The sequence below is a fragment of the Listeria grayi genome (assembly GCF_900638015.1).
Lineage (GTDB): Bacteria > Bacillota > Bacilli > Lactobacillales > Listeriaceae > Listeria > Listeria grayi.
In genome coordinates this window covers 345,247-371,110 of sequence record NZ_LR134483.1, presented here as the reverse complement: position 1 = coordinate 371,110, position 25,864 = coordinate 345,247, and the positions used below count along the sequence as shown (strand labels likewise).

Sequence of the window (25,864 nt, the reverse complement as noted above, 5' to 3'; positions counted from 1 at the left end):
TCCAACGGATGAAAAACTATTCTCTACCACTTTATACTTCTACTTTTTTACCTGTTGCTTCTTCATAATCCTTCAGCATGATATTCCATGATTCCTCGATATCATCTGTCAAACCGAATAATCCACTGCGTCCGACGATATAAATATCAGGTCCTGCAATATCAATGTCTTTAAATGATTTTCGATTAGAAGAACCATCCATTTCAATCACATATCGATACCCTTTTGCGTCACGCAGATTTCGCAAGTCAACAATTTTATTGAGTGTGCTTTTTATAAAACGTTGGCCCGCGAAGCCAGGATCGACCGTCATGATCGTGATTTTGTCTACGAGCTCGATATAGGGAAAAATCGTGTCGATCGGTGTTTCAGGGTTTAACACAATTCCCGCTTTCAACCCCGCATCATGGATTTGATCAATAAGTCTGAATGCCAAACCATCCAATACCTCAGCATGAATACAGATCCATTCGCATTTTAATGCAATTAACTGCTCCACCCAAAAACTTGGGTCAGTCACCATCAAATGGGCTGACACTGGCAGATCGCTTATTTTCCGTACCTCTTCGATAAACCATGGCGATAACGTAATATTCGGCACGTAATGGCCATCCATGATGTCAATATGATAGGAATCAGCATAGTTATTCAAAAAAGTGATCTGTTCGCTAAATTTATCCAAGTCCATCGTCATCAATGATGGTGAAAATCTTACTTTATTCATCATTCCTGCACCACTTTCTGTATTAAAAAATTTGAATATCGTCTAAATCAATATCTTCTTCTTCTACTGCTGCTTTTTCGTCCAATTCTTGTTTAGAAACGTTCTTCTTGATCAAAGCCAGCGCGACCGCAGTTACAATAATATTTACCAGTAAGGCAATAACGCCTGCCCATGGTCTGGACATCGTCGGCAGCATAAGCACGCCACCAAACGGAACCGTAGCATCTGCACCTAACAGCATCGAAACTGCTCCCCCAGCTGCTCCCCCGATAGCTGTTGCAACTACGCAACGTACGATATCATTCATTACGATCGGGATAACACCTTCCACGATATTAATAACACCCATTGGTACTGCAGATTTCAGTGTTTCTATTTCCACAGAGGAATATATATTCTTGCGGAATAATTTTGCAACAAAATAAGCAAGGCCAAATCCGATCGGAGTAGCAGTGTTTACCAGTTGCAGCGCTGTGATTGGTCCGTTGATACCTTCTGCCTGCATCGTCAGTACAAAGGCAAAGACCGTTTTGTTGATTGGGCCACCATAGTCGACCCCACTCAATATACCTACCGCTGCTCCGAATACAGATAGCGAAGATGAACCTAGACCATTCAGCAACCCTGTCAGTAAAGATGTAAACCAAGCAATTGGTACCCCAATGATGTAGACCATGATCAGACCACCAACGATCGATGTCAGGAAGGGAATGATCAGAGTTGGCAGCAAACCTTTTGCCCAGCTTGGGACTTTAACATACTTCAAGACCGCAAGTACAAGATAACCAGCTAAATAACCGCCTAATATCCCTCCGATAAATCCAGCACCGATTGCGTTAGCAGTCAATCCGATAATAAAACCGGGTGCGATCCCAGGTTTAGCCGCAATCGAATAAGCAATTCCTGTCGAAATGACTAGCGGAAGCAGACCTAAGCCTTTTCCACCCATCGTAGCCAAAGCATCCCAGATCGTAAACTTCCCTTGAACCAGCGCATCTTGACTACTTCCTCCAAAAGCCATGCCGATCGCGATCAAAAATCCTGCTCCACAAACGACAGGGATCAAATATGAAATGGCAGTTAATAAATGTCCTTTAAGATCTAACTTGCGAAGTGCTTTCATCACTTTTCTCTCCTTTTATGTTTTTTCATTTTGATAAGCTTCTCTAATCAAGCAAATGCTTCAACAACATCCTCGGCACTCTCAGAATTCAGCAGTTTAGCAACGACTTTATCCTTTCCTAACTTGCGCGCAAATAATGACAGCAGTTTTAAATGTTCTTTTGCAGCTTCCATATCATTTCCGACCGCAAACAGAATAACGACTTTTGCTCCATGGTCATCCAAACTTTCCCATGGGATCTCATTTTCTGTGATACCGATCGCCACTCCATTCTTGCTGACAAACTCGCTTTTACCATGAGGGATCGCCACAAAATTGCCGATTCCAGTTTGTCCTTCTGCTTCGCGAGCGTAAACATCTTTCATAAATCCGTCGATATCGGAAATATAATTATTGTCCTTTAATAACTCACTTAATTCCTGTAATGCACTTTCTTTGGTTGTCGCTTTTAAATTTGTTGTGACTGTTTTTAAATCTACAATATCTTTCACTTCCATTTTTGACCCTCCTAGTTAGAAGCATTACCTTGGCTTACAACTTCTTTTGCTTTCTCCAAAAGTTTTTTGGGCGATTTGATAGCGACGTCCGTTGGCACTTGAATGATTCGTTTGTTTTCAAAACGTTCTCGACCCGCTATTTTCACATCAATAGCCAAGATAACAATATCAGCGGCATCTATTTGTTCTTGTGATAACTCATTCTCGATCCCGATTGTTCCTTGCGTTTCCATATGGATATCGTGCCCCGCTTCTTGAGCTGCCGATTCCAATTTTTCTTGCGCGATATAAGTGTGGGCAATCCCCACTGTACAAGCTGCTACTCCGACGATCTTCATGATAAATTCCTCCTATATCTTCTTTAAATAATCCATAAAAATGGCTTCTTTTTCAGCGCAAAGCAGATTTTGAATAAATGTTTCATCTGCTAAGCTTCTGGTAAATAACGCGATTTCTTTTTTTATTTCAAGCGACTCATTTGTTTTCAATAAAATAGCAATTACTAATTTGATATCCGCAGCAGTTTGATCCCAGCACGAAATCTCTTCCTGCAGATGAATGATCAGTACACTACTCTCAGTCAGAGCCAAGCTTTCGAAATGGGGTAAAACAACATGCGGCGCTATCTGCAAATTGCTTGCTAATTCCCGCTCCCGCAATGCCCGGTTGATATTTTCATGACTTAACTGATCATTTTCTCCGTAATTCGCAATAAATTCATACATTTCTTTTTTCGTTTGAAGAGGTTGGTTGAAATAAGCTTTAAGCCATTTTTTATTTTCCATGTTGCAACTCCTCGATCTTGCGTTGGATCCTATTTTGATCATCTGCTGTCAGCATGGCGCTGACCACCAAGCTCTGGATAGGGAGATCTTGCGGTAGCTGGACAGTAGTTAAAATCAGTTCTGCTTCCGGATGCTTGCGCAGGTTTTCCTTAGAATAGCGGCTCGCTGCAACATCAATGACTTCCAACTCTGGAAATCGCTTTTCTACTTTTGCTAATAAAAGTTCCGACGTGCCGATGCCTGTTGTGCACATAATAATGGTTTTGATAGGACTTGTATTTGTCTCAAGTATCCGGGCAAAATAAAGAGTTATAAAGCCGTTTTCATCTCTGTGGATAGGCGGCAAATCATAATTTTTGCTGATCTTTTCAGAAACTTCCGTCACTTGCTCAAAAATTTCTGGATAAGTGATCATGATCTGCTCGATCAGCCCATTTTTGATTCGGATCTTATTTTCCAGACGATTGATCATTGGTTTGATATGATTGGCCAAATCTAAAAAGTTTGTTTCATTGTTCATATCATTGTTTAGTCGTGCAGTCATTTCATTTAAGTACATATGTGTGATCTGCATTACTTTTGGCGAGAAATTATGTGCGTTTCCATGAGATTTCCCTTGCATCCGTGAAGACAATAGATATTGATATAAATAGTAGACCTCCAGCTCTGATAACTTTTGATGTAAATAGTTTTCTACATTTCTGATCACGTCTTTTGCGATCTGATGCAAATATGGATCGCTGTGAAACTCCGCCAACTCTTTCTCTGTCAGTGGTCTCTCCTTGTCTATCTGAAGAGCACCTACTTTTCGGAACCTTGAAATCAATATATACAAATGCGAAAAAATGTTGACACTGTATGGATAAGGGATCGTTATCGCCAGCGAACTTTCTATTTCTCGCAACTGACGAATAACAAATAGCACATCATAATTATTCAAATTAGAAACTTTGATACTCTCAAGTTCATCTAAATCGATCGTGCTGAATGTAGCTACTAAGTCAACGATTGCCCGCCGAATATTACGCTCATCGCCAATGATAGCAAGTGTTCGTTTTTTTCTTTCGAGCGTCAACTCATATTCTTTGATTTGGCGTGCGATTTCCTGTTCATCATTAAAAATCGCAGAATCGCCCACATAATAGTCTTCGAATAAGTTGTGAATATTTTTTGCCCTTGGAGAAATAAGTAGAAGTTCCTCCATCACCCGGTTACGCCTTTCACTCGGTGAATAGATATCCTCCTTACTCTGCTGCCATTTTTTTTGAGACAAATACTTTTCGTAATTTAATTTATAACCTCTCCCCTTCTCTGAAACGATAAGTGGATCTTTTGCTTCCGCGTCATTTATTCTTTTGATCAAGCGGTAGATTGTTTTGGCTGAAATTTGGAGTATATTCGCCAGCTCCTCTGCTGTCATGTACCCTTGTGTTTCAAAAAGAGTAAGTAACAGATGCTGCTCACGATTTGTTTTTTTCGCCATTTCATCTGCCCTCCTTCTATATATTTAGCATATCTCATTTTTAAGAAAGCGCTTTACTTGGCAATGTCCGTTGCAACGGACATTTTGAAGCAGTATTCATTCATTGTATATCTTTAACTTTAAAATAACATAGAAATAGACCGGCTCTTTGAAAGCACCGGTCTTAAAAGTTACGTTATTTTTAGCTATTTAATCCAACGTAAAACCCTGCTTTTTCAAAAAAGCAGCGATTTCTGGTCTTCGGATCGCTTTAAAAAATTCGATATTCTTATCCGGCCAAGAAGTTTGTTGTCCGTTTTTTTCACGTAAAGCATAGTATTCTCGCGTTAACGCTTCATATGCTTTTAAATCTGCGAATCGATCATGTGGATACTGATTTTCGCTCACTTGATTTTCAGGCAAAAGTCGTGTTTTAACTTGATTTTTGTGTGCCGGGACTCCGACAGTTAGTCCGAAAACCGGTATGGTAAACGGAGGTAAGTTTAATAACTCCGCAACCTTTGCTATATCATTCCGTATTCCCCCGATATAGCAGATTCCAAGATCCAATGATTCTGCTGCAACAACCATATTTTGAGCTGCAATTGTGGCATCGACTACTGCTACTAATAAAGATTCCATATTTCTTAAACCAGCTAAAGATTGATTATCTTCCAATAAAAGTTGTGATTGTCGATATAGATCACCGACAAACACATAAAAAGTTCCCGTTTGTTTGACATAAGAAGCACTATCCGTAATTTCAGCTAGTTTCGCTCGTAATGATTGATCTGTAATTTCCAAAATAGAAAAAGCTTGAACAAAATGAGAAGTAGCGCCACTTCTGGCTGCAGTTACTAGCGTTTGTTTGATTTCATCAGACAAACGCTCCTTTTTAAATTCTCGTACTGAAACATGTTTGACTAATTGCTGAATGGTTTTATTCATGATTTCTCCTCCAATTGTCCATATCACTTACATTTCTTGAATTTAAATGCTAAGTAAAGTATAATTTATTCCCGCTATCATTTGAAATGCATAAATCATATATAGATATCATTAATTTTGATATCAGAAGGAGTACGTTATGGATATCGAGAACATGAAAGCTTTCAATAAAGTCGCTGAACTTAAAAGTATTTCTGCCGCTGCAAGCGAATTACATCACTTACAATCTAATATGTCGAATAAAATAAAAAATATCGAGAAACAATTTCAAACACAACTTTTCTTTCGACATTCTAGCGGCGTTGAACTAACTCAAAACGGGGAAAAACTCTATCACCAATTTCAAAAAATGATTTTGCTCTGGGAGGAAACCACTGCTATTATCACTAACAAAGAAGAAACTATTTTGCTTGGTATTCCCCAGACTTCTTTTCCAACCCAATTTAATGACATTATTAAGGATTTTTATACACAGTTCCCAAATAAAAAATTATCCATCGTCAGCGGAACCACCAACGAATTGATCCATAAAGTAGTAAATAGAGAATTAACGATTGCTTATGTTACTGAATTAGAAAATGAGCAGCTGCTTCAAGACAAACAAGTCATATCAGAGATGCTGTCTCAAGATAAATTAGTCTTCGCCGGCAAAACAAAAGGGATATCGCTTCAAAAAATATTGACTGAGGAACGCTTATACGTCTTTAGTAAGCAATGCTATTCTTATAGAGCACTGGCTTCTTTGATGAAAGATCTCAATGTGGAAACTGCTTCTATCTCCGAAATAAATATTGCCGAAACACTTTTTGAGATTTGCAAAAACGAACTGGGAATCGGCATTATCCCTGAAAGCATCGCATTAAAATATCATTTCCTTACCTACGAAACTTTACCCGACGAGTACGCCAAACTGCGAAAAACGCTCATTTATCATACCGATCATCCGATTTCAAGTGCAGAAAAGTGGCTGATCGAAAAAAGCAAACCAGCTTTTCAGAGATGAGAGTTTGGAGGATGTTTGTTGTTAAAAGCAGCATCCGTATAGACAATTTCACGTCCTATGAACCACAATACCTAGTCAATATATTATCAAAAATGTGTTGATGTTTCACTAACAGATGTTGTTTCTTTATATAGGCATTTTTCATTACAATCATACAAAAAAAAACTGCCGGAAAAGCAAACTACTTTTTCCGACAGTCTGAGGTCGAAACTGTAAACAGCCTTCGTTTTATAATCAATCTTATGTTCAGGCTCTAGAATTAGATTATTTTATAAATTTTTACTTCTTCACGTAAACAACTTGCCACAAGAAATCCACCTCTTTACGACTTTCAAATAATCTTACCTTTTATGTATTTTTACTAATCCAGATAACGCACGAACCGATACTAAACACGCTTGCTCGTTTGACATTATGACTAAGCGTTCATTTTTATTGATTTCCATAATGTGGTTCTTATTTATTAAATAGGATTTATGGCATCGGTAGAAATCTGTGCTTATAGACTCTAAACTTTTGATCGATCCATAAAATTCTAATTCACTATTTTCCAAGTGGAGAATGACTCGATGAGCCGCTGGAGATGCTTCAAAAAAAATAATATCATCTATGTGGATGGAACGAACATTGTCTCCTAATTTCACTTGAAACAATTGTTTCTTCCCTATTCGATCATTACGATAGCGTTCATAAGCAACCCGAAGACAGGCCTGAATTTTTTGTTGGATTTCTTCTGGATAATCCTTAATAATATAATCCATTGCCTCGATTTTGTAAGTAAACGTAAGATAGGACATTTCTCCATGTGTGGTTACAAATACAATTTTGCCTAAATCATCGATTTTTCTGATTTCTGCAGCGAGTGTCAAGCCATTCATGGGATGCTGCAAATCAATATCTAAAAAGTATAAACCCACAGTATGATCATGCGACTCTACATAGTCTAACACTTCTGTTGGATTCGCAGTAGATAATACCACTTCCATATCCAGGTCTTCCATTAAAATGTAATTTTTTATACACGTTTCTACTTTCTCTCTCTGTTTATCCTCATCTTCGCAAATAAAAATAGATAACATGTGCTTACCTTCTCTCTTTTTGGATAATTAGCCGTTGTATAAATAATCGCGGCTCAGTCGTAGTCTCTAATAGTAAATTAGCCGTTTGATTAATCATTTCGCTCATGTTGCTTAATCCAAGACCCCGGTTTTCCCCTTTTGTCGAAAAGCCCTCTTTCTTTAGTTGGTGAATCTTTGGAATGTTTTCTCGACATGTATTTTGGACGATGATCTGTACAGAATGAAAATCTTCAAATAGCGATACAGCGATTTGTCCCTTTCCTAGGAATTGAACCTCTTCTACAGCATTATCCAAGATGATCCCAATCAGCCTGACTAAGATAATTGTATCCGTAGGTACTACTTTGATTTGTCCAGTTACTTCTATAACTATATCAATACCTGCCTCTTGTGCAGATATCAATTTAAAAGATAAGATACTTTTCAGCTCTCTTATTTTAATATTTCTAAGGTCATTAAGTTTAAAATTATTTCGATCTATCATTTCTGAGGATGGCTTGATTTTATGTAAAAAATATATTTTTAATCCTTCATAATCATTTTCCAAAAGATAATCATCAATCGAAGACAATATATTTTTATAATCATGCCTAAATTTACGCACCTCATGATACTGCTTTTCCATCGCTTCCGTATAACGATTCATTGATTCATACTCTATTTCCTTTTGTTCTACTTCATATTTATTTTTTAGTGCATGCATGTAAAAAAAGAAAATGAATAATGTAATTACCAAATAGCCGATAAAAAACATCAAATTGAGCTGAATCAAAGGGAAAGCATTTCCTAAGAAAAACCCTAAATAAATACTTGTATAATAGACAATCATTGTTGCTAAGCCCAATACGGCCACAAATATATTATGGACTATATCTAACCCTAACTTTTTTTCCACTCTCTTTATCATATTAGCTACCCAATATGAGATGAGAACAGATAGGATAATTTGAATTCCGAGATGGGCAAAAACATAGGTATAGTTAATATGGGTTTGATTGATTTGCAGAACATACACTTCCATAATAGTGGCTAAATGATCGCTTAGCACTAAAATGATAGTAGCATATGACGTCACCCCTACAGCCAATACTAATTTATGGTATTTTAAATAATTAATAATCAAAATATTAAGAATCATTACAATAGACGTAAAAAAATTTAAATAATTATACATTAAAACCATTATAACTGCAACTACGGTTAGAAAAACGAATTCACTGATAGTCACTTTCCTATTATGTACTAGTATCTTTCCATTGAGATGGAGTAAAAGTGTCTGGAGGATGATGCCTATTGCAACTTCCAAGTATTTCCCTCCTCTATATGAATGTCTACAAATAGTATACCACTTCACATAGATAGATTCTACTCCATTAACTAAACGATACTATTCCGCTAATTCATCAGGAATTTCTATTTCATCTGACAAAAGAAAACAACACTGTCTCACATTAAGCGATCCAAACATTTCAAACAAATTAATCACTAATTTTTTCATCTTGATTCCCTCCTTTCTTAATAAACACGGGTATGATACAACATACTGCCAGTAAATTTCCAATTAGAAGCAGATTTGCTTCCAATAGAGGTAGCAACGAGCTAATTACTATGGTGAGAAAGCAACTAAAAAGGGCTCGTTTTTTTAGTCGTTTTTTCTTTATCTCGCTTGTGATTTTGTTTTTAGCAGTAGTTCCTGGAGCATATTCCCATAAACCATAAGCTATTAGCAATGCAGCTAGTAATAGAACCACTCGCGGAAATAAAAAGGTCTTTTGGATAAGCAAAGGAAGTCCGACAAGTGCAAGCGTGCTTATTCCTATACAACCAACCGAGCTCTTTGCATGCGCCCCATATGCAAACGTTCGAATGGCTAAAAAACCTAAATGGACAAAAAGAGTTGCTAGGAAAGTATTCATTACAAAGGCAACCGCATATACAATACTCAACTTAAACATATTATTTATTAATGCTTCAATGCCTAGCTTGCATTTCAGAAACTTTTGCTCACTCATAGCCTCCCCAGCTGTTAACCTTTCCAATACCCGCTTAGCCAAACGGTGTTCGATACCCCACAAATTCCACCCAGTCATTTTAATATCCATAGAAATTTCCTCCTCCTGCTTATTACAAGCATACAGGAATACAAAGGACTATTTCCTTTTTTTTCATAAAAAATCGTTTTCCCTTCTTTAGCGTACTTCCCAATCAAAACTACAAGTCGCTAGTGTTTGTTTTTTCTTCCTTAACGTTATTCCCCTGTATTCCCAGCTCTACTTGCAATATCATAGTAACATTCCACGCTTGCAAACTAATGGAATGAAATTCTACTACATGAAAACTTCGCTTGATATGAAGCATCAATTGTAAGAGACTTTGTTCCAATCCCCCTTCTAACAAAAATAAATACTGTTTATCCTTATTAAATTCTACTAATAAATCGTTTTGAAAGACAACGATACTATCCTCGTTTATTCTTTTAATATATAAACAGCCATCAATCAATAACACGATTCGAAAATCCAAATTTTTTTTCATACTATTTTTGGGTGCATATTGTTTTAATAGTTCAAATATCTCCAAAATCGGAACAACAGCTTGATTAGCTTCTTCTAACATTTCAAGTGTTGTAAAGGAGATAGTCGCTACTTCTTTCCCTAAAATAGATCTCCTCACAAATTTCACCTCACGGACTATTTTCCTTATTACGCTGTGAGCATTGATTTTTGATGACTTAGCTGCGCGGCATATAGTTGATAATAATATCCTTTGCGCTGAAAAAGTTCCTCATGCTTGCCCTCTTCTACAATACGACCCTCTCTCATTACATAAATTTTGTCTGCATCAATAATGGTTGATAAACGATGTGCAATTATAATCCGAGTCGCTCCGATATTACTTAAATATTGCGCTACTCTTTGCTCGTTTACAGCATCTAGCGAACTCGTTGCCTCATCAAGGACAATGACACGTGGTTTATTAATCAATGCACGTGCTAAAGCAATTCTTTGCCGCTGACCACCTGATAAATTCAATCCCATTTCCGACACTAATGTGTGATATCCCATTGGCATTGCTTCAATTTCTTCATGAATCTGAGCGAGTTTTGCCGCTGTCTGTACATCTCTAAGAGAAATATTTTCCTGGTTCATCCGAATGTTTTCTAAAATTGATTTATTAAATAAGTTAATATCTTGTGGTACAATACCCATTTGTTTCCGCAGATTTTGCTTATTAAGGGTCAGCATAGATATGCCATCGTATTGTATCTCACCCCTTGTTGGGGTATACAAGCCCAGCGCTAATTTGGCTAATGTACTTTTCCCAGAACCAGAAGATCCGACAATCGCAATTTTTTCGCCGTGTTTTATTTTTAAATTAATATCTTTTAAAACACGTTGCGAGTTCTTTGAATAGGAGAAACTAACATTACGCAAAGTTACGTCCCCCTCTAATTGGGGTTGGACACCGGTACTATTAGAAACTTCTGCTTTTGCTTCTCGAATATCTTGTAGACGTTCAAGAAAAGATGAAGCCACTAAGTATTTATTATACGTATTGAAAATCGCCGTACTTAGACTAAAAAAAATGGCTGAAATACTATTAAATGCGATTACTTCGCCCAAGGTTAGAGCAGCTTGCTGATATTGAATAATCCCTACAATCAATACTAAGAAAGGGGCACCAACTTGAACAAGACTTGTGACGGTTGTGAATAGGTTCGAAAATGTTGCTCGTTTTTGATAAGAGCCTAAAACTCGTTTAAATTGGGCGTACCAGTTTCGACGTACATGTTCTTCTAAAGCAGCTAACTTCACACCTAAAATGGAATATATAGATTCAACTTGTATAGTCTGTAGTTTAGAACTCTCTGCAATCTCACTCTGATTTAATTCGAGTACTCTCGGTCTGGTCATAATAATAAAAATCCCATTAAGTATAAACACTAGCAAGGCGACTCCAGCCAAAACTGGTGATAAATAGAACATGTATGCTGCTACAAAAAGAACGCCACCAAGATCAATAATCCCTGTAATTATATCTTCTGACAATAGTTCTTTGATCACAGTCAATGTATTCATCCTGAAAAGTAAATCACCCGATGTTCTAACTTCATAAAAGTTGTACGGTAGCTTAAGGAGATGTGAAAAAGTGCCTCCCATTAAAGATCGGTCAATAACTTGTTGTAAAGCAATCAACTTTTGCCCTCGCATATAAAGAGCAAATCCGTAAATCCCAAATAACACCATCATTAGGCAGACCAACTGTATAATAAGTTGACTATTGAAAGTCGCCAGTGTATCTATAATATGTTGCACGATAATAGGTAGTCCTAGGGTAACCAAATATGAAAGAAGGGCGAAAACAATCACTTGTCCTACTAACTTTTTATTGATTAATGAATCAGAAATTATCGTTTTCCATGGATTTTCACTTCTTGCCTTTGGCTCAAAAGATGGTTTCGGTTTTGCAGTTAAAACAAAATTTGAAAAAGCGGCTTGGAATTGATCTGTTTTTATTACACGTCTGCCAACTGCTGGATCAATAATCGTATACGCTTGTTTTTGAATACTCTCCAAGACCACGAAATGCTCCTTTTCCCAAAAGATGATTGCCGGGAGTGCTATCTGATTCAAGCCATTGCTGGAGGCTTCATATATATGTACTTTAAAATGATGCTCTTCTAATAACAACTTTAACTGTCGCAATGAAGAACCATCTCTCCCAGTATCCACACTTGTTCGTAGGTCATGCAACGTTTCATAGCTTTTGTGATATCGCAATATCATTGCCACAGCACATAACCCGCATTCCGTGGCTTGCACTTGTTCCACATAAGGTACGCGTCTTTTTTTCAATTGAAGTTCCTCCTTAACTACTTAATAGCGATAAATCTAACATGGCTGGGAGGCTCGGTTCTTCTTGACGCAATAAGGCATAACCAACGCCAGTAAGACCAAGCATAAATTGCAATGTTGGAAGTTGTTGATATGGTTTTTCAGTAAAATTCAATACATTCTGCATGGTGGTTAGCCCATTTTCCGCCGCTATATCTGCTAACAGTTGCCTTATTATGCCATTGCCAGCATTACCGTGGCAAAGACTGTTATTAAGAGATGTTTCTTTCATCTCCCAAGCATTTTTTAAGGCTCGGATACAAATGGAAGATTGGCTTATTGTCTGATCGTTTAAATATATGGTAATTTGCTTTCTTGCTAGCAAAATACCCCATGCCCCATAACACCAATAGTTTAATTTACTTTGGCTTGTTCGAACATCGATCCAATTTCCTGAAATTGAATCAAACAATTGATCTTCTGCTTCCAATAATTTTAGCGTTCTCTCTTTATAAGTTTTATTGTTTGTATGCTGCCATAAGCTAGCAAGTGCTAATGCATATCCTGAAAGCCCATGTGCTAAGCCTGTTTTTGCTTCTGCTGATTTCAAGCTTGCATCTAACTTCTCGCCTAACATACAAGCCGTTTCCAGAATAAAATCTTGCTTGTCCTTTTCATAAATACGAGTTAATAAATGAATCATCCCGGAGATTCCATTGACATAATCAATCTGCTCGAGGGAGGTGTTTTGATCAACACTGATGCTTTTAATTAGTTGATAGGACTGATGTAGCAAAGTTTTATCTTTCCATAAAACGCTAAGATTGTAATACAAATAAATTAATGAATAATAGCCCGCAAAAGCAGAAGGAGTTTCTCCCATAAAAGATTTCGGAAGCTCAGTAATCCCTTTGATTGCCCCTTTAGCCATTTTTGTATACGCCATTTGCTGACGCTGCTCTCCAGCTATTGCTAAATACCAAATTATTCCGGCATTTAGATAAAAAGATGGTATCAATGGTGATAATGCATATGTTTCTCCATCATTATCTATTAATAGCCATGTGCATTTTTCCTTCTTACAATCCCAGATAGCTGTGGTTTCAAATAAATCAAGTAATTTATCATTGAAATCACCATCGGGAGCAAAATCAGCTAGTAGATCAGCCTCATTGGCTAGTTGCTTATTTTGCGCATAGAGGTTGAATGCCAGTCGAAGATAGTACTTTTGTTTCGTTATTTCTTGCTTCGTTAATTGCTTAAATTTATTTTCAACAAGTTGCTGTGGTGTGGTTTCAAAATAATTCTCAACCGTTTGTTGATTACTAGCTTGTAGAGTGGTTGAATTACTCGCACACACAAAATGCGGAATGTCATTATTCAGCATTTCCGATAACTCGATTTGTGTTCGTTTTTTATGCGCTGCTGTTTCTGTAATGATGTTTAACAGTTGTTTTGTTTTTTGTGTGTTTTCTAAGTATTCTGGTCGATAAACGCTATCTAAATACTTCGCATACACATGGGTCGGTCTTAAAACTTGCCGATAGGTGCCCGATACCAATTTACCTGCTGCAATTTCGTTTACAAAAAAATCTTTTTGTTCATATAGTATTTTAAAACAATCGCTAACACCTGCTAAAATATCTGTGAAATACTCATTTGGATCTATTCTTTCTTTTCCTAATGTAACTTGATTTGATACACAATTAAGTTGTGTAACTTGGGTTTTTTCGCATATATCAGTTGTACCTTTTGCAATTATTTTTACTTTTTCTATTTTCAGTGATCCACCAGTCAGTCCTGATAAATCAGCGGTTTTTTGACTACCAATTAGTTGCTGCGGAAATAGCAATGAGCCAATGATGGATCCATTTACTTCATTATAAAATAAATCTAGGACCGTTTCTTGCGCCTTCTTTTTCGCCTTTACACTAACAAGTGTCTCTAAATCTATAAAGAGCGGATATTCTCCAGCAGCAATGATATTCTCATAGTGTAAATCACTTGTTTGCAAGAGCTGAAATAATGCGCTGTAAGCACCAACTCGATAAAAATAGCGCTTAATCTCTGAAACGGTATTGCAAGGCTTTTGCATAACGAATTCTTGCCAGCCATAAGCTGCTCGATCTAAAATCTTTGTGTTTTTCAGTGCATAACGTAAAGCACCCGCTGTATTGAGATACTCCAAAAAGCGATTAAAAGTCGTTTCTCCCGCTAGAGAACGTGGTTTATAAACTATTTTTTTATTATTTGTAAACGTAAGTAGCACAACATTCCTACCATCTTTATGCGGGTCGCTGTTTAGATGCTCCACCTTTTCAAGACATTGTAGCGAAACCTTAAACTGGACTTGTAAGGCTTCCCGATCATGCAAGAAACGGCTGATAATTTCATATAGTTGCTCCAACTGTTGTCGTATCGTCCTCGCAATCAACTTATTCATAACTGGATAAGCTGTTAACAACTTTGTTCTAACTTGTTCATTTAACAAAGATTCATTATAGATAGCATAATTTTCATTATTACTTACTTCTGTCATTTTCCATTTTTGAAAGTTGGTAAGCAGAACGCCTGAACAATAACTCATCAAGCGCTGTTTTAATTCTAGGCAAAGCGCTTGAACAACTTGTTCTACATTTACTAACCCTTTCGTGTCCAATTGGTTCATTATTTTGTGAGCTTGTATTTGAAAAAAATTCAAATCTGCTTTATAAAAATTATCAAAAACCCCAGTTTGATCATCTTTCCATTGCATAATGATTCTCCTTTTTCATTCATAATATGACAGAAGTAGTGGATGGCAAAGAAATACGACACTAATAAGAAAAAACAAAGAATTATCAGTACATATAATTACGGAATGTGCATGATTTCTATCTATCAAATAGGAGGATCGTGTTCTATCCTCCTATTTGACCAGATTTATCTACATTTACTTGTACATTTTGCAGTCGGACAAAGCGCTATAGATAACGGTACCGTTACAGTCCATGGAAAACCGCCATTTTCGTCTTCATGGCTGCTAAGCTCTCGTAGTTCTGCCTCTAACTTTTGTTCTTTTTCATTCATTACTTCTTTTTTTTGATTTGTCATTTTCTTCTACTCCTTTTATATGCGTTTTTGTTGTGTTAAACTAAGTCTTTATTATCAATGAGGATAACACTACATACTGTGAACAATATAATCCCACCGATAATCCCAACTAATGTTGCTGTTCCGAATTGATGCAGTTCTAAAAACTTAATCGCTGAATGAAAGGGAATATATTCCATACCACCTTTTAGAAACGAAAATTTTTCAACGGTCATTTCCAATAAAGCTGGTAAAAATTGAAAGGCGACAATGGATATTAATAACGCTGTCGTCAAATTCATCGTAAGACTGGCAACTAAAATACCAAAGCTTCCTACTAACATGGTAAAAAGGATGTAAGCAATCGTATTAAATAACGCTTCCTTAATCAGAAACTCCCCTGTCAGATTGCCTGTTAATAAATATTGGAATATAACCGCAATGCTTGAACTGATAATCCCCATCATTAAACCGATTAGAGCCAAGCTAGTTAGTTTACTAAGCAGAATGATTTTTCGCGATACATTCTTCGTGAAGATAATGGTGGATGTTTTAACAGAAAATTCTTCGCCTAATGATTTTGCTCCATAATAAATAATGATCCATTCGGCAATCATCGCGAAAAACAGAAAAATATGTGTCATGCTGAATGTATCACTGCTCAACACTTCTACACCCATTCCGATACTCGCAAAAGTTGCTACTAGTAGAACGAGATAACTGTATGGTCTGCTACCAATTTTCTTCACTTCGAGTAAAGAAAGCCGTACAATTGTCATCATGATTTATCCCCTCCTACAATTTGCATAAATTGCTCTTCTAAATCAGCTTCTTTTGCAGTCACGCTCTCGAAATAAAGATTTTCCTGGATGATTGCCCGAATAGTCGAAAAAATTTTTTCTTTAGGCAATTGTACTTCTACGACTTGTCCAAATCGCTTTACCTTAAAATGTTTTCGCTGCAAAAAATTCGTTAGCTCTGTCGGTTCGGGTGTTTTAAATTGATACGCGACATTGTGTGCTTGCTCACTTACTAATGTGCGAATATTCTCAGTGAGTATTCCATCTTTCAACAACATAACTCGATCACATATTTTCTCAATCTCTGAGAGGATGTGACTGGAAAGCAGAATTCCTACATTTCTGGTCTTAACAATCCGCTTTAAATATTGACGCATCGACTGTACGCCCTGAGGATCGAGACCATTTGTAGGTTCATCTAAAACAAGAATGTCTGGTTGACCCAATAAAGCTTGAGCAATTCCTAAGCGTTGTCTCATCCCTAAAGAATATGTTTTAACTTTTTTATGTGCAGCATCCATTAAACCAAGCATATCAAGTAGTTCTATAACCTCACTTTTATCACTTGTTGTGTATTTGGAAAAATGTAGTAAGTTTTGATAGCCTGATAAATAAGGATAAAAATTAGGACTTTCGATCACACATCCAATCTGTGGTTTTAAAAATTCGGAATGTATCTCTCCTTCATATTGTTTGGTTAGCCCTACTAAAATGCGCATCAATGTTGTCTTTCCTGCACCGTTAGCCCCGACTAATCCTATAATTTCACGTGACTTCACGGTAAAACAAATATCTTTTAAAACTGATTTTTCTTTATACTTTTTACTAACATTATTGAATGTCATCACTGTTACCAATCGGATTCGCCTCCTTTTAATCTAATAGTAAAATTTTGGGTAAAGAATAATTCTTATATGCCTGTAAGAGTGCATATCCACATCCAGCTAATCCCACCATTAGATTGTAGGAGACTGTTCCTTTAAATAACCCCGCTTGCCAATTTCGCTTTAAATAACTGTCATATAAATGCTGTACCGTAGCAAAACAGCTATTTAATAAATTATCATCTTGCAAATCCTGTGCCACAGCAGCCGTTATTTCTAAGTTTCCGAAATCGCCATGACAAAGGGACGGATTATTACCAAAGCCATTAATTTGCATTTCTTGTAACGCAATAGTTATTTCTTCTTCCAAACGCTTATCCCGAAAACCACTTTTTAACAGCGCCACTCTACTAGCCAATATTCCAGGCGTCCCGTTACACCAGCCCAGAGAAATATCACTTTGCTGCTCCGAAAAGCGCCAACCTTTTTTTTCAGCATCGTAAAACTGACGTTCATAATTCAGAGCTTGTTTTATAAGTGATAAACAATTTTCCTGCCCTGTCATCTCATAATATTTAGTAAGACTGTATATAATTCCTGCATTTCCATGTGCAAATCCTACTAAAGGGTCTAATTCCTTTTGACGCCAGTGAATTCCTGAATCCATATGTTTTGCCCCTATGCAAATATGTTGATAGCATTCCTCGATGACATGCAAAATTTTCGCTTGTATGTCTGGCTGTGCTTGGAAACTGTTATGAATATTTATTAATACGAGCATACACCCTGCTGAACCTGAGATAATATCAAAGTTCGTATCTTTTTTAATCAACTTATGAACAACAGCAAGAGATTGTTCTATATAATTGGTATACTCGCCGACTAACAATTCATTCAGTTTTCCAATAGCATACAAATAACTGCTAACTCCATTAAAAGCTCCAATCAATTCAGCCTCTTCCCCGGTAATGGATGTTAATTCTTCTTGGACAGCGCGAACAGCCGCCTTAGCAAATTTGGTATAGCGTTCACATCCGGTTACATCTCCTAGATATCCTAAGAAAAGTGCAATTCCTGCATTTCCCAAATACAAGTTATTTCCAATAAAGTCAAGCTCCCAATACTGATCCTGTTGCCCCTCAAAATTAATCCCAATCCACGTGACAATTCTCTCACCTTGCGACTCCATTTCGACCGCATTGGCAATAATTTCGTCTCCCATTGCTTTAGCAAGTTCCAGCCATTGCGCTTTCTTCAATGGCAAATCAGCTTCTTGCTTAAATGCAATATCAGTTATGTTTTTCGTTTGATCAGCGCATTTAGCAGCAAATATCTGTTTTATAATATAAAGTTGGAACGCTCTATCTGCTTCACTACTATCAGCAATTTTAACTAATGAGCTCGCAAGTGGCGTTTGCGAAAAATAATCTTCTGCTAATAAGCCCGCTTGATCATAGAGATGGGTATCCGTTATTTTCGTCAAGAAGTATGGAATATCCCCCTTCTCCAAGCTACTTAGCTCCGCCCGAAACAACGCTTTTTTTCTATCAGTCTGATTCATTCCGATTCGATGCAATAATACTTTTCTATTTAACTTTGAAGTTAAAACATGTGGATGGAAACTTAAAGCAAGGAGTTGACTATATAAAAATGTCGGTTTGATAATATAGCGGTTCATTGTCCCTCTGAAAATGGTATTGACTTGTTCATAAAACCACGCTTTATTTCCCAGCACCCACGTATACATTTGCGAAAAACCAGCTCTTATTTCTCCTTCATAATCACTTGCAGAAACACTATCTCCCTTATAGATTGGGATGTTTTGCTGCACGCTGATTAGTCCGTAGTCTTTTCCGATATAAATATCATCTCGATAGCGATTAAAAATCACATTGCTCTTAAACGGTGATAATTGTTCCTTCTCAGCACTAACACCACCCACATCTGCACTAATAAAATCTATATAAGAATTATTTTTTAGACATTGTGGTAAGATGCCAATTCCTTGGACGGATTGATTTAATCGCCGGTAAAAGCTCCGATAAATAGTAGATTCTGCTACAGTTTCTTCCCCATCATCATTGTGAAATAACGATTCTAAATCAATCAACGTTGGAAATTTCCCAGCAGCAATGATATTTTCATGATGAAAGTCTTTTCCATTTAAAAAATATAGTAAGCATATAAGCTGTCCAATGTTACGGTAAAAGAAAGCAACTTCTTCCTTATGCTCACAGGGCCTATGCTCGATATACTCCATCCAACCATAGTCTCCATTATCTACCGATTTTACGGTTTTAAATGGTGCTAATCCTGTGTCTAACGTATTAATCTGCTGAAGTAGCTTATTAAAAGTAACTTCTAAACTAAGCGAACGTGGCTTATAGATTACTTTTTGCCCATCATTAAAATGAATGACTAATACAGACTTACCATTATTATGAGAATCCCCTAAATCCCCGCCAAATCCCACAATGCCAATAACTGGTTTTGTAACTAAGGAACAAATATCCAAACACCGATGTTTCGTTTGAAGAATCACTTCTTTAAAAAAAGCAAGCTGGTTGACCACGGTCTGAACTAGTAAAGCAAGCAACGCATCGTACTTTTGATAGAAGCGGAGGAGATATGACTTATCCATTAATAGCACATTAGCATAGTAGGAAAAACGCGCTTCCGGAGAATGCCCTTCCAGATACCCTTGCTGCTTTTGCTCCGTTAAATCTTTGACTAAAACACGATTTCCTAAGTTCGAAAGCTTGTCCATCAGCCCTGAGAAAATAGCTTGCTTAACACTCTCTTTATCCAGTATAAAAGGCTCTTCTGACACAAATCGGTCTATATCACGATAATACCTGTGGATAATAGGATAAAAAGCATTAGGAAATAACACATCCTTACAAACCATTTTGTTATATCTGTTTGCTTCTAAACCCGACCAACCCGAAATCATTTTTTCCAGATCACATGTCCGTACTGGCTCTTCCTTCAGGATATTCGATTGATCTAATAGAGCAGTTAATTTCCATTCCGCCTTTTTAAATTCCGGAAAAAATGGAAGCCACTGCTTAATCGCTGTCTCTGGTTTTAATGCTGTCATAAATATCCTCCCTCTATAAAAAGACGTATTTCTTACCTACAGAGTTTTTGACACTCCTTCGTTAACGTACAAACATAACCTTTATTCCCTAGACTCTTACTTAAATCCTTCCAGCCCCATCCACCACTAACTTGATTCTGCTTTTCATGTTCTTCAATTTCTTTTAAGAAATCCCGCTGATCTAGTTGCGACATTCGCTGAAGCCCGTATTCTTTTTTCGTCATATCAATATCCCCCCTATTTAATTACACATAGACTGACATTCTTTTGTTAAAGTACAAATCCGCCCCTTATTACCCAAGTTCTTACTAACATTCCACCAAGCCCCACCTGACTCTTCTCCAATTTCTTGCTCCTCTACTTCTTGCAGAAATCCTTCTTGAACAATTTGTGCCGTTTTTTCCCATTCTTTTTTTTCCATTTTTTCACCTCATTGATTTTTTTGTAAAACTAGCTATCTGCTTTACAACTTTTATTATATGAAAAAAAAAAACTTTATCTACGAATTTGTCGTAAACAAAATAAGCTGATACATAAGCGTTATTAATTCTACCTAGAGCTACGTTAAAGAAATCCTGACCGTTTGGTTAAACAAAAAAACTGCCCCTTTGAAGGGACAGGATTATAAATCAGAGAATTTGATCTGTTTTTACGAATTTAAAACTAGCAATACTTAAACTGGATGTAGGATAGAAGTTGAGACAACTTTTAAGAGAGTGTAAAATTAATCTCAAAGGAAGATTCGTTTATAAATAGTATTTATATTAACATTGTCATCAATAATACCTTCATCAATCATCATATCAGTAATATCTTTTTTGCTTTTCACGTCTTTTGTATATAAATATTTCTCTTCATATCCTTTATAAAAAAGATAGTAAACTAATATTTGTATATTAGAAGCTTTTTCATCAAAAAACGTACTATTCTCGTACTTACTAACTAAATATTTAGTCATTTTTTTCAATTGCCTTAAATTATCTATTTGCCTTACATTCTCTACATTTTTGGAACCAATGAAGTCATTATAAATCTTAGCAAAAAACATGAAGCATGCTATTCCTAATAATTCTTGGACACTCTGCGATTCTTCATATAACAGATTTTTAAAATCCATTTCAATATCAGAAGAGCCATGTTTCAAAATGTTAATTATATTTCTATAAATAGTTTCTTCTAATTCTTGGAATAAATTTCTATCACCGATATCTCCATTCAAAAAGAATAATTGTAATTGCCTATTTTCATTTTATTTAAGCTATATTCACTGTCACTTTCACTCCTGTTTATTATCTATATCTTTTCAGATTAAACTATATATCCGTCACTTTCCACACTTTTAAAAAAATAAAGGGCTGGTACATAAGTCGAAATAATGAAAGAATCGCTTAAAATCCATTTTTAGAAATGGATTTTTTAAGCGATTCTTTTTTATCTTTGCCTTTATCTTTTACCCCAAGCAAAAATTTGATTTATATCCCAGGCTCTTCATAATTATTTTTTCAACTCATTCCAGTCTTTCTTATCTATAAAACTTCTTAAGTTGTCTTTAGTAATTTTCAACTGATACTTTTGAATAATCCATAGCCCAATCATAACCAAATCAATTAATAAAACAAGCCAAAATCCTATTCCCCCTTTTACATAGTATTCATTCGCCCCATGATTAACGGTAAAGGATAAAGCTGCTTTCATTTGACTTCTTACAATAAACAAAACCAGTATCGACAAAATTGGTGTCGTTATTTGAATCATAGAACGATATTTTTTCAAACTGACTACAAATACACTGGCTAACAATAGCACCGGAAACGCTACTAATAAATATCCTAATGTAACACCCTCCGAATAAGCCGTCCCAAACAGGACCTCCATTCCTGAAAATAGTGTGTGTGCCGAACTCCCTCCTAAACGTTGTGTCAATTGATCTCTAACTGTATCTCCTGAAATAAACATCGTCAAAAATAAACTTAGAATGCTCACAGCGGCACCTATCGTAATGCCATATTTTTGTACCCCTAACCAAACTTTCTCTCTATCCATTTTTTATATACTCCTTTTCCGTAAAATTTCTTGACTAATTTCTATTATTAATAGAAGAAGATATAACCATCCTCCAATGTGAAGATGACTCTCTAAGTTTAACCAACTTTCTTGTTGTCCAATTGGCGCAAATAAGAATAACCAAGCGATGGGGTCTGTTAACAGAGAATACCCCGCATAGCTTTGTCGGTGAGTAATAATCCCAACTGTTCCTGTTACTTGATAAAAAGGAAGAAGAAAAAAGCTGACAATCATTAAACTATCAATGCCCCATTTTTTCATTTTCTTTTTCCTCTCTATATTCTTTTACAATCTGTTGCATCCATCTAGAACTATAGCCATATTCACGTGCTAACTTATGAGAACTTTCCCCATCGTATGTCTGATAGATCTTTGCTCTTACTTTTTCTCCTGCATATAATCTTGTTGGAAAATTGATTTGTTGTCCTTTTAAAACGACGTATAATTTTAACATTGACTCAAGGCCAATCAATTCCGATAATTCTTTATACAGCTCTGCCAAACAATCTTCATGTACCTTTGGTTCGTGAAACAATGTGTTCGTTTCCCTCCCTCTCTCATACATCTTTATCCTAGCAATATTTCTACGCAACTTCTAAGCTTTTATACAGCGTAATTTGCGGGCTTTTTGCGTTGAATAATCAATTATAAAAACATTGTTGCATAGTCACTTTCTCGATAATCCAAACCTTAACCTAAAAAAGAAGAAATCAATCTGATTAAATTTTTTTAGATTGAGGAAGTACTGTTCATAAAACGTGCTTTTTTTAATCTTCCTAAATAATATAAAAGACATCTACGAATTTCGATAGATAATTACATATATTACTAATTCGTTATTGTTGCTCATATTTCTTCATTATTGGAGTATCACTGTTTTTAATCCAAAAGGTCCAACATACTTTGGAATTCTCTAAAAAAGTATCTACCCCACCTATATAAGTGTTTGGCATCGGTTCCATTGAAAAATTTCTATATTCCATTCATTTTCTGAACAATGTCTACTTAGAAATTGTTCTAGTTCTATAGGTAATTCACTCTTCTCCAATAACCCCTCTTCATAACTGATTGTTTTTACCTCTATAGGAATTTCTTCATAATGCATCATCTGACTCTGACACCATAGAAGTTTTTGCGCCAAATTCATTAATTCTCACCTCCTATTACGAATTTTTCTGCTATTATCCATTCCTCTTGATAAAAAAGCCCTCTATATAATGGACGGTTATTCTCAGCTAAACAAACAATCATTTCCCAATCTTGATAGTAGCATTGATGCACAATAAAATTTTCGGGTAATTTTGCCATACAAAAAAAGCGTTTCCGCAAAACGCTCTTTGTTAAACACACACAAGTTGATCTCCTCCCTCGTTTACAAAAATAGACCGAATCTCCCCAGAGATTCGGTCTAGAGGATAATATATAAACGAAAAAGTCTTTAAAACATTGGTTTACTTCGAAATCACTGAAAAAGAGCAGACTGGCATTTCTAGCTAACATTATAGCCCTTTTCTCACCAGTTTATTCTAGTCTCAAGTTTGCTCAACTTGAAGACCAGCTTATTGACTGAATTAAAATTTTTGGCGTAATAATTTACTTTTTCATGATCAGTGATTTTTTTCGTAAGTGTCCTCTTAAATACTGTTTTTTATGTTTTCTTTTAGTTTAGCACAAAGTAATATGAAAAAACTTGAATATATGACGAACAGTTTATGGCAAAAATATTTCTAAGAAAATACAACCGGAAAGATGATATTCCCAAACAGTATTATTAAAAACCGCATCACTTATGATACGGCTCCCCTCTCATAATCCGAAACGCTCGATAGACCTGCTCCACCAATACTAATCTCATCAATTGATGAGGAAGTGTCAGTTTTCCAAACGACATCTCCTCATCCGCTCGCTTCAACACATTATCCCCTAATCCAAGCGAACCACCGATCACAAACACGATCTTGCTTTTCCCATAAGTCATCAATTTTTCGATTCCCGCTGCGAACTGTTCGCTGGTTTTCTGCTTTCCGAGAATCGCCAGCGCAACTACGTGAGCGTCATCACTGATCTTGCCTAGGATCCGTTCGCCTTCTTTTAGCTTGACTTGCTCCATTTCTGCTTGGCTAAGTACTTCTGGTGCTTTTTCATCAGGTAGTTCGATGATTTGGACTTTGGCATAGGCCTGCAATCTTTTTAAGTATTCATTGATTCCCTGTGTTAGATATTTTTCTTTTAATTTACCAACTGTTATGATTTGTATATTCATTTGTCCCCTCTTCTTTTCAAATTCTCTTCTATAAGAATACAACAATTTGCGAAAGTTTGCGCATTTATTTTCTGAATTTTTGGTTCTGCACAGTTTATCCCCGGTTTACTCACAAGTTATACACAGAATTTATCCACATATCCACAGGCATTTTGGTATATTGTGTTTGAACATTTGTTCGTCGCAATATCTATGATCTTGCTTTTTTAGTTATACACAGGTTATCCACAAGTCTTTCTATTATTCCTTTCTCATTTAAAAATTGTATACAAACCACTACTCGCCCAACTGGTATGGGTATTATTGCCTGTCATGTTTTTTGCCTTTACACGGACATTTCCACAGCTTATACCCTACTTATTAACAAGTTATTCACAGTGTTTATCCACATATCCACAGGCACTTGCTAGATTTGGTGGACGAATTTCTGTTCGCCACTATATATATCCTTCTTGCCTTTTTAGTTATACACAACTTTATCCACAAAAAAAGCCATCCCCAAAATGGGTGATGACTGTTGGTCTTATTTTTCTAATTGTTTTAATGATTCTTTGATAAAGGCCGGAATGTCGTCTGGATTACGACTTGTTACAATGTTATCGTCCACTACTGCTTCTTCATCTTTCACATTTGCACCAGCATTTTTAAGATCTAATAGAATGGAAGTAAATCCGGTAACGGTTCTTCCTTTCAATTGACCTGTTTGGATAAGCAATTGCGGTCCGTGACAAATGGCAAAGATCGGTTTATTTGCTTGTAAAAATTCAGTCGCAAATTTAACGAAGCGTTCATCGGCACGGAGTTGGTCAGGAGAAAATCCACCGGGAATGAACAACGCGTCAAAATCTTTGGCGTTTACCTCATCGATACCTTTATCGATGGTTACAGGTGTCTGTTCTGCTTTACCCTTGACTGTTTTCCCAGATTCTTTTTCAATGGTCGTGACTTCATGTCCTTCTTTTTTGAATGCTTCTGCGGGGTCTGTGTACTCCACATCTTCAAATAAATCTGTGATAACTGTTGCTATTTTTTTACCCATTATATATCTCTCCTTTGATTTTGGCTACATATAATGTTTTCCACGTGTATTTATTTTTAAACATAAAAAGAACCCCTTAGGTAGGGATTCTCAGACTGAAGAAAAACACCATTTCAATCATTATTTTACCGTTTTCAGCTTGGTGAAAAATGATTAGATTCTAGGCAAAGCTGAGTACCGAAGCGGAGCGTACTTGTGTACGTGAGCATCGGAACGCAGGCTTTAACGACGAAGATGAGCGTTTTT

Annotated in this window: 28 protein-coding genes; 1 reads left to right on the top strand and 27 read right to left on the bottom strand. The window is 36.3% G+C overall.

Features of this window, described 5'->3' with window-relative positions; translation table 11 throughout:
- Positions 1-31 precede the first annotated feature (31 nt).
- From alsE to EL241_RS01785, 7 genes are all read right to left on the bottom strand, one after another.
- The gene (alsE, locus tag EL241_RS01815; protein ID WP_324603452.1) at positions 32-727 is read right to left on the bottom strand and encodes a D-allulose 6-phosphate 3-epimerase; all 696 of its coding nucleotides are present in this window, start codon (positions 725-727) and stop codon (positions 32-34) included.
- A 19-nt stretch (positions 728-746) separates the two neighbouring features.
- A complete protein-coding gene (locus EL241_RS01810) occupies positions 747-1,847 on the bottom strand; it encodes a PTS fructose transporter subunit IIC (RefSeq protein ID WP_036103623.1) in 1,101 nt (366 codons plus the stop codon).
- Between the two features lie 47 nt (positions 1,848-1,894).
- The gene (locus tag EL241_RS01805; protein WP_126320299.1) at positions 1,895-2,344 is read right to left on the bottom strand and encodes a PTS sugar transporter subunit IIA; all 450 of its coding nucleotides are present in this window, start codon (positions 2,342-2,344) and stop codon (positions 1,895-1,897) included.
- A gap of 11 nt (positions 2,345-2,355) precedes the next feature.
- Positions 2,356-2,682 (bottom strand): PTS fructose transporter subunit IIB, encoded by a 327-nt coding sequence (locus EL241_RS01800; RefSeq protein WP_036103622.1) that lies wholly within the window; start codon positions 2,680-2,682, stop codon positions 2,356-2,358.
- Between the two features lie 12 nt (positions 2,683-2,694).
- Entirely contained in the window at positions 2,695-3,129 is a 435-nt protein-coding gene (locus tag EL241_RS01795; RefSeq protein WP_170166134.1) for a PTS sugar transporter subunit IIA, read from the bottom strand.
- Entirely contained in the window at positions 3,119-4,612 is a 1,494-nt protein-coding gene (locus EL241_RS01790; RefSeq protein WP_126320297.1) for a BglG family transcription antiterminator, read from the bottom strand. The genes EL241_RS01795 and EL241_RS01790 overlap by 11 nt, the downstream gene beginning before the upstream one ends.
- Positions 4,613-4,801: 189 nt before the next feature.
- Positions 4,802-5,539, bottom strand: coding sequence for an NADPH-dependent oxidoreductase (locus tag EL241_RS01785; RefSeq protein ID WP_036103618.1), 738 nt, complete (start codon positions 5,537-5,539; stop codon positions 4,802-4,804).
- 139 nt (positions 5,540-5,678) lie between these two features.
- Here EL241_RS01785 and EL241_RS01780 point away from each other — a divergent pair, with 139 nt between their 5' ends.
- On the top strand, positions 5,679-6,542 hold the full coding sequence (locus EL241_RS01780) for a LysR family transcriptional regulator (RefSeq protein WP_036103615.1): 864 nt from the start codon (positions 5,679-5,681) through the stop codon (positions 6,540-6,542).
- A gap of 341 nt (positions 6,543-6,883) precedes the next feature.
- On the opposite strand, the gene EL241_RS01775 is transcribed toward EL241_RS01780, so the two are convergent.
- From EL241_RS01775 to EL241_RS01685, 20 genes are all read right to left on the bottom strand, one after another.
- The gene (locus EL241_RS01775; protein ID WP_036103612.1) at positions 6,884-7,621 is read right to left on the bottom strand and encodes a LytR/AlgR family response regulator transcription factor; all 738 of its coding nucleotides are present in this window, start codon (positions 7,619-7,621) and stop codon (positions 6,884-6,886) included.
- A gap of 4 nt (positions 7,622-7,625) precedes the next feature.
- Entirely contained in the window at positions 7,626-8,927 is a 1,302-nt protein-coding gene (locus EL241_RS01770; RefSeq protein ID WP_052009052.1) for a sensor histidine kinase, read from the bottom strand.
- 81 nt (positions 8,928-9,008) lie between these two features.
- Complete coding sequence (locus EL241_RS01765) at positions 9,009-9,119, bottom strand: cyclic lactone autoinducer peptide (RefSeq protein ID WP_126320296.1); 111 nt, start codon at positions 9,117-9,119, stop codon at positions 9,009-9,011.
- Complete coding sequence (locus tag EL241_RS01760) at positions 9,100-9,723, bottom strand: accessory gene regulator B family protein (protein WP_036103610.1); 624 nt, start codon at positions 9,721-9,723, stop codon at positions 9,100-9,102. The genes EL241_RS01765 and EL241_RS01760 overlap by 20 nt, the downstream gene beginning before the upstream one ends.
- Before the next feature lie 109 nt (positions 9,724-9,832).
- A complete protein-coding gene (locus EL241_RS01755; RefSeq protein ID WP_036103607.1) occupies positions 9,833-10,294 on the bottom strand; it encodes a hypothetical protein in 462 nt (153 codons plus the stop codon).
- 29 nt (positions 10,295-10,323) lie between these two features.
- Positions 10,324-12,477 (bottom strand): peptidase domain-containing ABC transporter, encoded by a 2,154-nt coding sequence (locus tag EL241_RS01750; protein ID WP_126320295.1) that lies wholly within the window; start codon positions 12,475-12,477, stop codon positions 10,324-10,326.
- Positions 12,478-12,490: 13 nt separating this feature from the next.
- Entirely contained in the window at positions 12,491-15,211 is a 2,721-nt protein-coding gene (locus EL241_RS01745; RefSeq protein ID WP_126320294.1) for a type 2 lanthipeptide synthetase LanM family protein, read from the bottom strand.
- Between the two features lie 167 nt (positions 15,212-15,378).
- Positions 15,379-15,549: a class II lanthipeptide, LchA2/BrtA2 family gene (locus tag EL241_RS13590; RefSeq protein ID WP_170166133.1), complete on the bottom strand. Its 171-nt coding sequence runs from the start codon at positions 15,547-15,549 to the stop codon at positions 15,379-15,381.
- Positions 15,550-15,584: 35 nt separating this feature from the next.
- Positions 15,585-16,310 carry an ABC transporter permease gene (locus tag EL241_RS01740; protein ID WP_036103592.1) on the bottom strand — a complete coding sequence of 242 codons (726 nt, stop codon included), beginning with the start codon at positions 16,308-16,310 and terminating at the stop codon, positions 15,585-15,587.
- Positions 16,307-17,176 carry an ABC transporter ATP-binding protein gene (locus EL241_RS01735; RefSeq protein ID WP_232020858.1) on the bottom strand — a complete coding sequence of 290 codons (870 nt, stop codon included), beginning with the start codon at positions 17,174-17,176 and terminating at the stop codon, positions 16,307-16,309. The genes EL241_RS01740 and EL241_RS01735 overlap by 4 nt, the downstream gene beginning before the upstream one ends.
- Before the next feature lie 25 nt (positions 17,177-17,201).
- Positions 17,202-20,252, bottom strand: coding sequence for a type 2 lanthipeptide synthetase LanM family protein (locus EL241_RS01730; RefSeq protein ID WP_036103589.1), 3,051 nt, complete (start codon positions 20,250-20,252; stop codon positions 17,202-17,204).
- Between the two features lie 32 nt (positions 20,253-20,284).
- Positions 20,285-20,476 (bottom strand): plantaricin C family lantibiotic, encoded by a 192-nt coding sequence (locus EL241_RS01725; RefSeq protein ID WP_036103587.1) that lies wholly within the window; start codon positions 20,474-20,476, stop codon positions 20,285-20,287.
- 17 nt (positions 20,477-20,493) lie between these two features.
- On the bottom strand, positions 20,494-20,673 hold the full coding sequence (locus EL241_RS01720) for a plantaricin C family lantibiotic (protein ID WP_036103586.1): 180 nt from the start codon (positions 20,671-20,673) through the stop codon (positions 20,494-20,496).
- Positions 20,674-20,982: 309 nt separating this feature from the next.
- Positions 20,983-21,471, bottom strand: a complete 489-nt coding sequence (locus EL241_RS01715; protein WP_036103583.1) for a hypothetical protein — start codon at positions 21,469-21,471, stop codon at positions 20,983-20,985.
- Between the two features lie 275 nt (positions 21,472-21,746).
- Complete coding sequence (locus EL241_RS01710; RefSeq protein ID WP_036103582.1) at positions 21,747-22,295, bottom strand: hypothetical protein; 549 nt, start codon at positions 22,293-22,295, stop codon at positions 21,747-21,749.
- A gap of 3 nt (positions 22,296-22,298) precedes the next feature.
- The gene (locus EL241_RS01705) at positions 22,299-22,577 is read right to left on the bottom strand and encodes a hypothetical protein (RefSeq protein ID WP_036103581.1); all 279 of its coding nucleotides are present in this window, start codon (positions 22,575-22,577) and stop codon (positions 22,299-22,301) included.
- Entirely contained in the window at positions 22,558-22,851 is a 294-nt protein-coding gene (locus EL241_RS01700; RefSeq protein WP_052009049.1) for a Mor transcription activator family protein, read from the bottom strand. Before EL241_RS01700 ends, EL241_RS01705 begins: the two co-directional genes overlap by 20 nt.
- 399 nt (positions 22,852-23,250) lie before the next feature.
- Positions 23,251-23,463, bottom strand: a complete 213-nt coding sequence (locus EL241_RS01695; protein ID WP_036103580.1) for a hypothetical protein — start codon at positions 23,461-23,463, stop codon at positions 23,251-23,253.
- Positions 23,464-24,099: 636 nt separating this feature from the next.
- A complete protein-coding gene (gene rlmH, locus EL241_RS01690) occupies positions 24,100-24,579 on the bottom strand; it encodes a 23S rRNA (pseudouridine(1915)-N(3))-methyltransferase RlmH (RefSeq protein WP_003757370.1) in 480 nt (159 codons plus the stop codon).
- A 523-nt stretch (positions 24,580-25,102) separates the two neighbouring features.
- Entirely contained in the window at positions 25,103-25,618 is a 516-nt protein-coding gene (locus EL241_RS01685) for a type 1 glutamine amidotransferase domain-containing protein (RefSeq protein ID WP_036103578.1), read from the bottom strand.
- Positions 25,619-25,864 lie beyond the last annotated feature (246 nt).